Source organism: Streptococcus plurextorum DSM 22810 (assembly GCF_000423745.1).
Classification (GTDB): domain Bacteria; phylum Bacillota; class Bacilli; order Lactobacillales; family Streptococcaceae; genus Streptococcus; species Streptococcus plurextorum.
In genome coordinates, this window is sequence record NZ_AUIO01000002.1 from 32445 (window position 1) to 45657 (window position 13213).

General features: G+C 40.9%; 15 protein-coding genes and 1 pseudogene. 2 read left to right on the forward strand and 14 right to left on the reverse strand.

Going from position 1 to position 13213, the window contains the following annotated elements; all coding sequences use genetic code 11:
* Positions 1-48: 48 nt before the first annotated feature.
* The 7 genes and pseudogenes from G575_RS0102105 to G575_RS0102135 form a co-directional block, all read right to left on the reverse strand.
* Entirely contained in the window at positions 49-1125 is a 1077-nt protein-coding gene (locus tag G575_RS0102105; RefSeq protein ID WP_027971256.1) for a DUF3991 domain-containing protein, read from the reverse strand.
* The gene (locus G575_RS10975; RefSeq protein ID WP_373325944.1) at positions 1112-1795 is read right to left on the reverse strand and encodes a peptidylprolyl isomerase; all 684 of its coding nucleotides are present in this window, start codon (positions 1793-1795) and stop codon (positions 1112-1114) included. The genes G575_RS0102105 and G575_RS10975 overlap by 14 nt, the downstream gene beginning before the upstream one ends.
* Positions 1796-1890: 95 nt before the next feature.
* On the reverse strand, positions 1891-2181 hold the full coding sequence (locus G575_RS0102115) for a DUF5966 family protein (protein ID WP_002935084.1): 291 nt from the start codon (positions 2179-2181) through the stop codon (positions 1891-1893).
* Between the two features lie 13 nt (positions 2182-2194).
* Positions 2195-2494 (reverse strand): DUF5962 family protein, encoded by a 300-nt coding sequence (locus G575_RS0102120; RefSeq protein ID WP_000194866.1) that lies wholly within the window; start codon positions 2492-2494, stop codon positions 2195-2197.
* Positions 2495-2564: 70 nt separating this feature from the next.
* Positions 2565-3524, reverse strand: a pseudogene (locus tag G575_RS0102125) (hypothetical protein); the annotation flags it as partial.
* A complete protein-coding gene (locus G575_RS10980) occupies positions 3491-5317 on the reverse strand; it encodes a recombinase family protein (protein ID WP_051176887.1) in 1827 nt (608 codons plus the stop codon). The gene G575_RS10980 and the pseudogene G575_RS0102125, both read right to left, overlap by 34 nt.
* A 70-nt stretch (positions 5318-5387) precedes the next feature.
* On the reverse strand, positions 5388-5705 hold the full coding sequence (locus G575_RS0102135; RefSeq protein ID WP_002300567.1) for a hypothetical protein: 318 nt from the start codon (positions 5703-5705) through the stop codon (positions 5388-5390).
* Between the two features lie 791 nt (positions 5706-6496).
* Here G575_RS0102135 and G575_RS12060 point away from each other — a divergent pair.
* Together G575_RS12060 and erm(B) are read left to right on the forward strand one after the other, a co-directional pair.
* Positions 6497-6583 (forward strand): 23S rRNA methyltransferase attenuation leader peptide, encoded by an 87-nt coding sequence (locus G575_RS12060; RefSeq protein WP_245562365.1) that lies wholly within the window; start codon positions 6497-6499, stop codon positions 6581-6583.
* Positions 6584-6707: 124 nt separating this feature from the next.
* The gene (erm(B), locus tag G575_RS0102145; RefSeq protein WP_001038795.1) at positions 6708-7445 is read left to right on the forward strand and encodes a 23S rRNA (adenine(2058)-N(6))-methyltransferase Erm(B); all 738 of its coding nucleotides are present in this window, start codon (positions 6708-6710) and stop codon (positions 7443-7445) included.
* Positions 7446-7707: 262 nt separating this feature from the next.
* Here the strand turns inward: erm(B) and G575_RS10985 are convergent, their stop codons facing one another.
* From G575_RS10985 to tet(O/W/32/O), 7 genes are all read right to left on the reverse strand, one after another.
* Positions 7708-8571 carry a zeta toxin family protein gene (locus tag G575_RS10985; RefSeq protein ID WP_001284311.1) on the reverse strand — a complete coding sequence of 288 codons (864 nt, stop codon included), beginning with the start codon at positions 8569-8571 and terminating at the stop codon, positions 7708-7710.
* A gap of 1 nt (position 8572) precedes the next feature.
* Positions 8573-8890, reverse strand: coding sequence for a hypothetical protein (locus tag G575_RS12615; RefSeq protein ID WP_156874702.1), 318 nt, complete (start codon positions 8888-8890; stop codon positions 8573-8575).
* Positions 8891-8980: 90 nt separating this feature from the next.
* Positions 8981-9151, reverse strand: coding sequence for a hypothetical protein (locus G575_RS12075; protein ID WP_000331638.1), 171 nt, complete (start codon positions 9149-9151; stop codon positions 8981-8983).
* Positions 9152-9234: 83 nt separating this feature from the next.
* Positions 9235-9660, reverse strand: a complete 426-nt coding sequence (locus tag G575_RS0102165) for an RNA polymerase sigma factor (RefSeq protein ID WP_027971258.1) — start codon at positions 9658-9660, stop codon at positions 9235-9237.
* A gap of 94 nt (positions 9661-9754) precedes the next feature.
* On the reverse strand, positions 9755-10264 hold the full coding sequence (locus G575_RS0102170) for a sigma-70 family RNA polymerase sigma factor (protein ID WP_000872511.1): 510 nt from the start codon (positions 10262-10264) through the stop codon (positions 9755-9757).
* Between the two features lie 489 nt (positions 10265-10753).
* Positions 10754-10927 carry a cysteine-rich KTR domain-containing protein gene (locus tag G575_RS11835; RefSeq protein ID WP_011528024.1) on the reverse strand — a complete coding sequence of 58 codons (174 nt, stop codon included), beginning with the start codon at positions 10925-10927 and terminating at the stop codon, positions 10754-10756.
* 51 nt (positions 10928-10978) lie between these two features.
* Positions 10979-12898, reverse strand: coding sequence for a tetracycline resistance ribosomal protection mosaic protein Tet(O/W/32/O) (gene tet(O/W/32/O), locus G575_RS0102175; protein ID WP_027971259.1), 1920 nt, complete (start codon positions 12896-12898; stop codon positions 10979-10981).
* Positions 12899-13213 lie beyond the last annotated feature (315 nt).

A 13213-nucleotide genomic window follows, 5' to 3' on the forward strand; every position in this document is an offset into this window, starting at 1 on the left:
GTCCTCCTTGTCACATTCTAGATTATGATAGCGGACTTGATTTTGTTATCACAATTCAAAAGTGTGCTCTCGTTTAGGTGGAGGATGATCTCTAATGACTTTTGTTTGGGCTGACTGGATAAGATCTCTTAAAGATAATTCCTTTTGTCGTTTCACAATATCATTCCAATCTGACTTTGCTTCAAGTCCCTGTAATGGTGGTAAATCTTGAGCGATTAGAAGTCCTTTATCTATCAGTTTCTGACAAAATTCTCTTCCTGCCTCATCGTTATCAACAGCCAATGTTAATGCGTTTGAATGGGTTTGGAAAAAGTTTGTCGTATCTTGTATTGCCTGAAGATAATGGCTAAGTCTGCTTGGTTTTACTGTATCTAGAAATGCCAATTTCCCCTGTTCCTCTGCTGCTAGACGCAAAGTCTGATAAGCAATCACAGAAAGTTTTAGGCCTTCCATTGACACCAGGCGAACATCTGATAGCTGCTTTTGGTGAAGTTGATAATAACTCATCATATCGATAACTGATTCACAAAAAATGAGTCGCTTGGGATTCCCAATATCGAAACTAATACCAACATGGCCATGAGAGCCTTTCATGATTTTTTTGAGATAGCCTCGATTGTATTTTTCTTCATTTTTGACGAGACCTTGAAGGCTTGCGGCCTGTAAGACACCATTATGGTCATAGCTTTTAAACACTAAAACCGACTCCGAATGATAAATAGCTTGAGCAAGCAATCCTTGTCTGCCAAAGGTATTAATAGTCTGATCACTTAGACCCCGAATGTCTTTCAAGTAAGTACGTGCTTGCTGAAAGGGTTCTTCATTCAAATAATATTGAAATGGTTGATAAGTTTCTTCTATCAACTTAGCTTGTTCAAAATCCCCAGTTTCAAGATAGGATACAGCCTCTTTGAAAGTAACGCCTGCCACTAATTGAACAAAGTCTATCACATCCCCTTGTATATCTCTTGAAAACCATTTGAAAGTATTGGTATCGGCAAAAATCCGAAAGGAATCATGGTCTGGGTGTTCATAAATGTGTCCTGATAAACGTCTGAAGGAATAACCCAAACTTTCAGCCACATCTAAAATGGCCTTTTGTTTTACTATTTTAATTCGTGTCATCTTGTCTCCCTATCAAAAAAAGCAGAAGACTGTCTCCTGCTAGTTGTTCTCGCTTGTTGTAGTTCGTTGGTATGCTGGAATTGGCTCCATCTGTTGCTTCTTTCATGTCCTCCAGTTTCCCATTCCAAATAGTCAACTGATTAACCAGGAGCTTGTCGGAAACTTTGGAGTAGGATAACATAACCGTCTTGGTTTCTGTCTGAGTGGTTCGCTGTTGTTGCTCACTCAAATCAGAAACATAGGTCACTTGATAGGAAACTTCCGCAAGTGCAACATTGCTTTCTGTATTGACAAAGATACTGGCTGATTCAAATCGGTAGTCAAGCATATAATCTTTATAAACTTGATTGATCGCTTTATTCTGATTTGTTTCCTCTTCTGAAAATGCCGAGTCCGTCATGTAGGGCTTGATACGAGTGTTATTTTCTCCTAGTTGGACCTTGGTGAAATATTGTGTGAGAAATTCTTTGACAAGCTCATCTGATAGGACTGTCGCTCTTTCCTCCTGCTTTTCCTTTGTCACAAGTTTATTGGCTTCTGCTCGTATTTGGTGCTCAGTTTGTTTTGAAACGGATTGTGAGCCAATCGTATAGCCAATCATGACCATAAAACTGACTGCGATTAAACCTCCTACTCCAATCAGAAATCGAGCTTTCACTTTATTTAACATGGCTTACTCCTTTATTAGTGATAGCCAAATCATAACAAGATTATCTTGGAAAATTTATCACAAGAAAAAGGACTACCAATCGGTAATCCTCCGTGTTAAACTATTCTATTTCTCCACCACTTTATAATAAAGCTTAAAACGAGAAATAGATTCAAAGCAATAAAAAATCCTGTAAAACTCCAAACTCCATTAGTTGCTAAATCTTCTGAATAGAGGTATCTCTCAGTAAAGAAGAGGTAAACTCCATAGATTTCAATAAAGACTAATCCACTGATGAGTCCGATAAGAAATAAAGCACCTGAAACTTTCACAATCCGATAAAGGACAAACAACATCAGTCCTATTGCTGCGATAATCAAAAGGCTTTGTAGAATTTGCTCCAACATCTTACACCTCTTTCTAGGCTAATTGCTTGCGATAGTAGTCAGCCTGTCTCTTGTCTAAATCATCTAGTTGGGCAACCAAATCAAGGTATTCCGTCTTTGTCACCTCATCTAAGCTAGGAAAATCATTCTCACGACTTGTGATGATGAGTTCCAGCTGTCCAGTAATTTCACGCCTTGAAAAACTGTAATCAAAGGTCTCATCTTCATACTGTTCCTTTAAAGTTTGGTAGTTTGCCCTATCTTCTGAACTCGTAAAGCCTTGTGACAACCATTCTTCTAGTTGATAACGCATTTCTTCTAGTGTTTGGGTCATGATCTATTCTCCTTTTGTGATTTCTTGACTTCATTTTACCGCGTTCAAAATTATTTGTCAGCCTTTTTTCTTATATCTCAAGTGCTATTTGTTGCTTCTTTTGGGGTGTTGTATCTTCACTAAACTTGGCCAAAGCTGCATCTATCTCTTCAATCTCTGCTTCTTTTTCAACCAAGGGAGCTAAAACATCATACTTAGCCTTTACAAGCTGATAGTCCTCTTCCTTTGGAAAGACTTTTTCAACTTCTACTTTGGCTACTCGTAGCTTATCTTTTAAATCCTTTACCAGCTCTTGCGTCTTTTCTTGGTCATCTATAATATGGTCAATGGCATTGCTAATCCGTTGAATGGTTCCCACGTCTGATTTCAAATCAAGGGCGACAGTATACTGGTTATCTCCTACAATCATTAAAGAGACAGTCTCTGGCATGGGCTCACTAGGAGCTCGTGTTGTCATTTTCAAATCAAATCCTCTAAAGTTGGCAAGTGTTTTAACTTCCTTGGTCTCTGAGCGGTTATAGGTAATGAGTTTTCGCAGATAGTCCCCAGCTTCAGCACGATTATCCATTGCTTGATTGTCAAATCGCATGACAAAATCTTGCGACTTTGTTGCCAAAGATTGAGCAATATCTTTATCATATTGACTCAACCGTTTTTCCATAATAGGGAGGTGCTTCTCGCAATAGGAAACTGTGTGGCGGTATTCATCTTTGGAACGGTTAAAGGATCGTTTTTGATTCTCTAAAACTGTCAGTTCATTTTCCAATTCCATTTTGAGTTTGAGATAGGGGTTTCCAGTTGCCAAGGCCTTAAAGTCTGAGGCGGTCATGGTTTGTTCATCAATGTCTTCAGCTGATCTCACAGGATCTTTTGAGGTCATTATCTGCGTAATGTATTTGAGCTTATTCTCCTGCGTCTGCCAGAGGTAATTGTCAAAGCTCCCTTTAGTGATATAGTGATAAATATCTACCTCCTGGTGCATGTTTCCTTGTCGAATTAGTCGTCCATTTCGCTGGACAATGTCAGTCGGTCATTTTTTGCGGACAGTTCAATACATGCCCTTCGGTTCCTCTCCCTACTCCTGCGTTTGCTCTCGTTTGATTTCTCCCTCTGTATCCTCTTAGCACAAGCGGGACAATACTTTGATATTCCAGAGCTGGGGACGTATTCAACACCGCACACCGTACAATTTTTAGGCTTTAACGCCGTCCACCGCTTTGTGGGTGTGATATGTAATTCACCGACAAAGCCGATGAATTTATAGTAAATCTTGATTTCCTGCCTTACTGTCCCGTCCGCAAGTTTCTCACGTTCCGAAACAAGTATCTTGTCTATGAGTGCGTTTATGATGGTTGCGTCCAACTCTTTCAGCCCCTGATAGTTGCGGATTAGGGATAGAAAGTCCCTCACGCCCTGCGATTTCTCATAGCTGTCATTGAGCGTTTCCGTTACCTCTTTCAGCCGTGCTTCAATTTCAAGCTGCTCTTTCTGGTATTTCCCCGACATCATCTCAAAATTCCGCTCCGTGATACGCTCCATTACCTTGTCCTCATAGAGAGAGGAAAACAGCCTGTCAAGCTCCGCAAGGCGTTTGTTCAGCTTCTTCTTTTCTTTCTCTAATGATTTCGCCCTGCTCTGGTCTGTTTCCGTGAGCCGCCTTTCTATGGCTCTGACCGCCTTTTCATCATTGACCGCCATATCCGCAAAGCGGTTGATGTCGGCAAGGACGGCATTGAATAAGTCCCTCGCTTCAATGCTGTGTGCGGTACACATAACATTGCCATATCTGCCATAATTATTGCAGGTGTATTGTACGCAGTCGATGATGTCGGGGCGTTTCCTCCTGTTGGCACTCGCCGCCCGCATCGCATAGCCGCAGTCCGCACACTTGATAACGCCCGAAAAGATATTCTCAAATCCCCCTGCGTTCTGCTCCCGCCTGCGGCTCGTCATAAGCTGCTGTACGGTGTCAAATTCCTCCTGCGTGACTATCCCCTCATGGGTGTCTGGTATCACTTCCCATTCTTCGGGCAGCTTAGAGGGGCGTTTCTTGCTTTTCATGTTGGCTGCAATCCGCTTGTAGCCTGCAAGGTTGCCCGCATATATCGGGCTTCTTAAAATGCCCCTCACGCTGTTCTCGCTCCAAATATAACGGTTTTCCTCGTTATCCTCAAAGTACCGCTCATAGCCTGTTGCCCCTTGCTCCACCGCATAAGCGGCAGGGCGTAGGATATGCTGTTTGTTGATGTGCTTGCGGATTTTGGCGATGCCGTTGCCCGCTAACGCAAGGTCGAATATCTCCCTTACCACATGGGCAACTTTGTCATCTATCAGCAGATGGTTGTGGTCGGCAGGGTCTTTGACATAGCCATAAGGGGCTGTTGTTCCCATGAATTTCCCCTGCTGAAACCTCGCACGGTACGCCGATTTTATCTTGACTGACACATCGGCAGAATACATTTCGTTTAGGATGTTGCGGAAAGGCGTGATGTCCATAGCGGATTTGTTTAAGGTGTCCACGCCGTCATTGACCGCTATATACCTCACGTTATGCTCTGGGAAAAAGACTTCCAGATATAACCCACAATCAAGATAGTTCCTCCCCAGACGGGATAAATCTTTTGTAATCACGCAGTTTATCAGCCCGTTTTCAATGTCCTTAATCATATTCTGGAAACTTGGTCTTTGGAAATTTGTTCCAGAGTAGCCATCGTCAACATACGTTTTTGCTAAATGCCATCCCTGCCTTTTCACATAATCCGTGAGGATGGATTTTTGTGTCGCAATGCTCGCACTCTCGTTATCCGTGCCATCGTCCTTTATCCTTCTTAGGTTTTTCTTTTTGGTGTTTTATGTAAAAGAAAAACCTAGCTTTTTTTGCTAGGCTTTTCTTTTACATTTCTTTAATTTTCAAATTTTTTATTTCCCACTCAAACCATTCGCTAAAATCTTGTTTAAAGCCGTTAATAGAATATTGCTCTTGTTCTTCTGCTTCTTTATCGTTTTGAGGGTCTAAGTAGGTCGGTTTATCTTTTGGTCTTGCGTATACACCTATCCATGTTTTAAAATCGCCCTCAAAACTGCTATCTATGATAAAGCCTTGCTCTTTTAGCTCTTCTCTTACTTGAGCTTTTAGATATTGCTGTTCTTGTGTTCCAAAAAACTCATTTTCTGTAAAATCTTCTAATTGTAATTTTTTTGTTTTTTCCATTTTCTTTTCCTCTTTTCTTTTTTTTGATTTTTAGTTTTTTGACAACCATTTTTGTTAGGCGTTTGAGGAAGTGAAGCTGTTTTCCTCATGTTTTAAAAGCTAGAAATAAATTACAGTGTACGCTCCTTTCTTTTTTCGTTTTGTTGGTTCATTTTCGCCAGTGTGTTCGTGTCGTTTGCTGTGACGAGTACGCAACATAGACACAAAGAAAACACAAGGGCGAGCTTGCTCGTTTATATACCCTTGTGTTTTCGACTGGATATGTTAAGGTAACAAACAGTAAATGACACGTTACAGACTGCAAAATGTACCAACTGAAAAAAGAAAGAATACCGTTGTGTGTTTTATTTCTCGATCAGCTTTTAAAACATGGGGTCCCGAGCGCCTACGAGGAATTTGTATCGATAAGAAATAGATTTAAAAATTTCGCTGTTATTTTGTACATTTAACTTGACGGTGACATCTCTCTATTGTGAGTTATTAGTGGTACAGTTTTCAACCGTTTTAATTATAAAAAAGTGGTGCATTTTTAAATTGGCACAAACAGGTAACGGTTATTGCAGGTGTATTTCTTATCTATGGGTTTAACATGGATTTTATCATTAAAATCATGAGTATTGTCCGAGAGTGATTGGTCTTGCGTATGGTTAACCCTAAAGTTATGGAAATAAGACTTAGAAGCAAACTTAAGAGTGTGTTGATAGTGCATTAAAAATTTTGTATAATAGGAATTGAAGTTAAATTAGATGCTAAAAATTTGTAATTAAGAAGGAGGGATTCGTCATGTTGGTATTCCAAATGCGTTATCAAATGCGTTATGTAGAAAAACATCTACTGTTTTGAAACAGACTAAAAACAGTGATTACGCAGATAAATAAATACGTTAGATTAATTCCTACCAGTGACTAATCTTATGACTTTTTAAACAGATAACTAAAATTACAAACAAATCGTTTAACTTCTGTATTTGTTTATAGATGTAATCACTTCAGGAGAGATTACATGAACAAAAATATAAAATATTCTCAAAACTTTTTAACGAGTGAAAAAGTACTCAACCAAATAATAAAACAATTGAATTTAAAAGAAACCGATACCGTTTACGAAATTGGAACAGGTAAAGGGCATTTAACGACGAAACTGGCTAAAATAAGTAAACAGGTAACGTCTATTGAATTAGACAGTCATCTATTCAACTTATCGTCAGAAAAATTAAAACTGAATACTCGTGTCACTTTAATTCACCAAGATATTCTACAGTTTCAATTCCCTAACAAACAGAGGTATAAAATTGTTGGGAATATTCCTTACCATTTAAGCACACAAATTATTAAAAAAGTGGTTTTTGAAAGCCGTGCGTCTGACATCTATCTGATTGTTGAAGAAGGATTCTACAAGCGTACCTTGGATATTCACCGAACACTAGGGTTGCTCTTGCACACTCAAGTCTCGATTCAGCAATTGCTTAAGCTGCCAGCGGAATGCTTTCATCCTAAACCAAAAGTAAACAGTGTCTTAATAAAACTTACCCGCCATACCACAGATGTTCCAGATAAATATTGGAAGCTATATACGTACTTTGTTTCAAAATGGGTCAATCGAGAATATCGTCAACTGTTTACTAAAAATCAGTTTCATCAAGCAATGAAACACGCCAAAGTAAACAATTTAAGTACCATTACTTATGAGCAAGTATTGTCTATTTTTAATAGTTATCTATTATTTAACGGGAGGAAATAATTCTATGAGTCGCTTTTGTAAATTTGGAAAGTTACACGTTACTAAAGGGAATGGAGATAAATTATTAGGTATAGGGCACCTCTAATAACTACCAATTAATTCACCTCAAAATGAAATTAGAAAAAAACAGCGAAATTTTTAAATCTATTTCTTATCGATACAAATTCCTCGTAGGCGCTCGGGACCCCAACATGAGGAAATGTTTTTATAAAAAAAGAGTAGTTACCGTTTTTTGGTAACTACTCTTTTCCTTTTTTAAGGTTTAAATACCTGGAAGTTTAGGTGTTTTGGGTATTGGTGGTGTAGGTGGCTGCAAGCTTTCCAATTTTTGTTGAATTGCTTTAAATTCAGGTGTCTCTTGGTGTTTATTTAGAACCATTTTTTGCTCTATTCGTTCTAAAGTCGGTTGAATTTCTTTCCCTGATACTTTACGATTCAATTCTTTTTCTAAGGTTTCTTTTGGACTAATAGAAGGTGTTTCCAAACTTGAATAGAGTTTTACTCCTTCTCTGTTATATAGCCTTATATCGCTAAATAAGCCCGTTTTATGAAGGGTTTCTAAATTGGTCGGTAAGTTTTTGACAACAATATCATGCGCTTGTTTTGGTGTTGCCCTGGCTGTCATTGGATCATCTGCATACATGGTTTCATATCGTTCAATTGTTCCTAAATATGAGTTGATTTTAGGTACTGCCATGACATACATTTTTGTTTCATAACCTTTGGCTTGAAGCATTGTTGCGGTTTGAATAGGAACGTCTGTTGTTCGTCCTGTACCTTCGATCACCAAATTATACCCTTGATCGCTCAAACGGCTTATGATCGCTTCTGTCATGCGATTAGAATAAGGGGTAACGTGTTTTACTACGTCTTTTTCATAAAGTTTCACTAGTTCATCAAAATTAGGGTGCTGTTGTTTAAAGGTATCATTATCAATGACAATAACATTCCCTTGTGTTTCTTCAAAAATTGCTGATCGCAAACTGGTTTTCCCTGACCCTGGTTGCCCACCAAGTAAAAAAGCGGTTGGCGATTCAACCGCTTTTTTTCCTTGAATCAATTCTTCTAAATTATCATTTAAGCGATTCTCAAATTGTTTGTCAGTAAAATTGACTATATTTGCCATATTAAGCCACTTTCTCTTTATTCAAAACTTGTTTTGAGTAACGATTCATTGACCGCCAATACTCATGAACGGCTTGTAATTCTTCTAAAGAATAATCAAAAAGATTTACACGTTTTGCAAGCTTTAATTGGTTTAATAAATTGACTTCCAATAATTGAGAGTCAGATTTCTGTATTGCCGAAGCGGTGCAATGCTCCATAGCGGCGATTTGGTAAAAATTGAACTCATACTCGTAGTAGAGCAGGAAACGCCGCCTTTGTATCTCTGGAAGGCTCCCAACCGCCTTATAGAGCGTTTCATTCCGTTCTTCCTCAACCATGCGTTCATCAAGGCTCTTAGGCACACGCAACGCCCGTCTGTAAAGGGTTTCGTCCCATACCTCGTTAAACTCCCTGTGCCGCTCGTCCCATTAGAAAAGATTCCTGTTCCTGCGCTCCATCTGCCGAAACTCCATAAAGAACTGTTCCGACACTTCCAACTCGTGGGATTTGCCCTGCCCGTCCTTAAAGCTGATAAAATACCTTGTGCCGCTTTCCGTGGATTCCTCCCGAAGCGTGTATGCCTTAACCCTGTATGCCATCCTGTTGTCCTCCTGCAAAAAATGAGTGAGGGGATTTCCATCCCTCACCCAGTAGCCCGCAGGATGGCAGGCTGTTTTAGAAGCTATAAAATTTTCCGCAGCTTCTTCCGCAGATGGTCTAACCTCGCATAGATGGCACCAGTCGTCAAATGCACAAGCGGGGCAATCTCCTTTGTGGAATACCCCTGCATTTTCAGCAGGACGATTTTCAAGGTACGCCCGTCCACCGTGACTAATACTTGATAGAGATTTTCGCTCTCAATCTCTTCCAGTAACTCCGCAACTGTATTCACCTCCGCTTGCCGCTCCCTGTCTGCCATGTCCTCAAGGTATTCCGCAACGTCATTCGTCCATCGGTAAAACCGCCTGTTGGAATTGAAGTCTGCCCTGTCCGCTATGCGTATCTGCTCAATGGTCACTTCATCAACGCCGCACTCACGCAGCAGCTTTTCCTCCGCTTCTTTCCAGATACGCCATTTCCTGTCCTCCCGTCCGTGGTTGTATGCCATTCTTTCTTCCTCCAATCAGAATTGATTGAGAGGGCAGAGAAAAGCCCCCTCATTTTCCCAAAGGAAAAAACAAGGGGGCTGAACGCCTTAAATTTTAATTTTCTATTATCTTTCTTAGTTTTCTTAGGATTCTGGCTTTGCGTTTGTTCACAACGCTCTGGGTTATGCCTAACCTCGCCCCGACTTCACGCTCGGAAAGTCCGTCAAAAAAGATTGCCTGTATCAACTCCTGCTCACTATCCGACAACAAAGGCAGGGCGGCTTTCAGCCTGTCCACCATAACAGCATTGACAACGGTTTCCGCAATGTCCGCCGCTTCATCAGCGATAAAGTCCAGAGGATTCCCCTCGCTGTCCGTAAATCCGTCCAGAGATAGCAGGCTGTTCCTCGCATCTAATTTTTGCAGGTAACGCCACCGCTCCCTGTCACGGTAGAAGTCCGCATATTGCTCCCTTACGACTTCAAGCAGACAACCTTGGACGGGGATAAACAGCTTGTCCATATATCCCTTGTCGGCTTGCCTGCGGCGGCAGAAATCCGTATAGGACAGTTCCACATAGCCGCCGCTTTCTTTGATATATACTTTTCTTGGTGCGTATTTCACCGCTAATACCTCCAATCTGAATTTTTGAAATGTAAAAATCCAGATGGAGAGGCGGGGAGCGGCAACGCACACCAGAAACAGCCCTGCGGCACTTTCCAACAAAAAACGACAAAAGAAAAACCGCAAAGGCTCTGTGACCTTCACGGTTATGGGAAATACAAATTCTGTTGTATGGAGATTGTACTTCCACTTTCAAGGTGAGAAGTACCGCTGCACTGGCAGAAATTTTTTTAACTGGTTTCCTGCCATTCTCTGATATGCTATGTATTGATAAATTTTACTTCGTATGAGCAGATGAATAACCGCCCGAAAAAAGAACATAAAAAAATCCCTCCAAATTTAAAAACAAATTCAGAGGGTAATTTAGGGTATAACAAAATAACCCACCCGAATATCGTTTTTTTTATTTGGTGAGTTTGTTCTTTCAAATACGAAACAAAAAGAGCCGATGATTCGTGAATTGTTCCACAATTTCATCGGCTCTGCGTCTTAAGCGTCTGGCTCTTTGATGACAGTTATCTTCAAGTTGTCAACTTTAATCAAGCTTTCTTGTCTGCATTTTGGACAATAAAGGGGATAATTCTCCAAAACAGTGTCCTTCCTAATTTTATTACGGGTTTTGCTCCCACAAACAGGACACAATATCCATTCGCATTTCATCATAATTAGTCTCTAATCCTTTCAAATCTCATTTTATATGACTTTTGCAAGCTGTTAAGCTAACTTGTGGAACATATGCCGAACCTTATCTATACGGCTATTCGGGCGGCGGGGTTGGCAAATAAATTTACCAATAGCTGGCTGGTATCCTTTTAACTCTGTCAAGCAGACTCCCTGCCCATTTGTGAAATTAGTTAAATCGTTCCTGTATTCTTGAATACATCTAGCAGGGATTTCTCCTTTCAGAATGACCTCGTCATTCTTTATCTGAGTACTTACAATATCTGCACAATACCTTGGAGCATCATGATACGCCCGTGAGAGATATTCCTGCGGTGCATAAATTTCAAAGTGGAGATATGGCTCTAATAGTTCTGTCCCTGCTTTTTTTAAAGCCTGCTCCAATACGATAGGGGAAAGCAGCCGAAAGTCTGCGGGGGTACTTACAGGACTATAATACAATCCATATTCAAAACAGATTTTACAGTCTGTCACTTTCCATCCATACAGCCCCTGCTCGCAGCCATAAAGAACCCCCTCCATAACCGCATTTTGGAACGATTGATTTAAATATCCAAGTGAAACTCTGCTTTCATACTGCACTCCGCTTCCAATAGGGAGCGGCTCTATGGACAACCCGACAGAAGCCCAGAAAGGATTTGGCGGGACTTCTATGTGGATGGTATATTCTGCTTTTCTAAGCGGTCTTTCCAGATAAATAACCGAAGGCTCTTTCATAGCCACGCCCACATGATATTTTTCTTCTAATAGCGAACAAATAACTTCTAACTGTACTTTTCCCAAAAAAGATAACATAATCTCATGTGTAACAGTATCAATGTCAAAATGCAAAAGAGGGTCTGTATCAGCAATCTCTGCGAGGGCATTTAACAGGGCTTCCCTTTGCTCCGGCTTTTGCGGCTCTACCGTTGTCCGAAGTAATGGCATGGGATTATCAATCCGTGTTTTATGAGGCAGGAGTTTTTCATTTCCTAGAATGTCGTTCAGTTTCAAAGTATCATCAGCTAAAATAACAATTTCTCCCGGATAAGCGGTGTCTGTCCGAACAATTTCCCCTTTGGATGGAATACGCATCTCTGTGATTTTCAGCTTTTCTCTCCCGGCCAGGGCCACCGTATCCCGCAGGCGCAGCGTTCCGCTGTATAGCCGTAGATAGACACGCCGCTGGCCGCAATCTGTATACTCCACCTTGAAAACGCTGCCGCATAGGGCGGCGCTCCCCTGTTCCCCAATCGGTTGGAACAGCCCTGTCACCGCATCCATCAACGGTTGAATGCCAAGGCCCTTTTTGGCGCTGCCATAATAGACCGGGAACAGGGAGGCGTCTTGAACCCGCCGCTGTTCCTCCCGCACAAGTTTTTCCCGGCTGATTGGTTCTCCTGCGATATACTTTTCCAATAATTTATCGTTATTTTCGATGACCGCATCCCATGCTTCTATGTCGGTATTTTCCTCCAGGACTATTTCCGGGGACAGCGACACCGTCTGCTTGATGATAATATCGGCGGAGAGCTTATCCCGAACAGACTGAACCACGCTCTGCAAATCAACGCCAGCCTGGTCGATCTTGTTGATAAAGATAACGGTGGGAATGTTCATTTTCCGCAGGGCATGGAACAGAATACGGGTCTGGGCCTGCACGCCATCTTTAGCGGAGATCACCAAGATGGCCCCATCTAAAACAGCCAAAGAGCGGTACACCTCCGCCAAAAAATCCATATGGCCTGGCGTATCTATAATGTTGACTTTTACATCCTCCCACTGAAAAGATGTCACTGCTGTCTGGATAGTGATTCCCCTTTGACGCTCCAAATTCATTGTATCTGTCCTTGTTGTGCCTTTATCTACGCTCCCTGGTTCTGCAATTGCACCACTGGTATACAATAAACTCTCCGTTAATGTTGTCTTTCCTGCGTCAACGTGAGCCAGAATGCCTAAGTTAATTATTTTCATGTGATTTTCCTCCTATCAACACCCAAAAAAGGGCATAAAAATACCCAGTGATAAATACTCCTATCACTGGGTAAATAACTCCAATAGCCCCAAAACACTTATATGTTTTCGGGCATATAAAATTACATGATAAAAGTATTCTTAAACTGGGTACAAAAAACTAAGCCCCATATTAAAAGTGAAACGGGACTGCTACTTTTTGTTCCCACTATCAAATTGACAGTTTATTTAAGAATACCTTGCCGCATATTTATTAACTCCTTGTATAATACTGAATCTAATTATATTCCTTAACCCTTTATTTGTCAAGCTGAC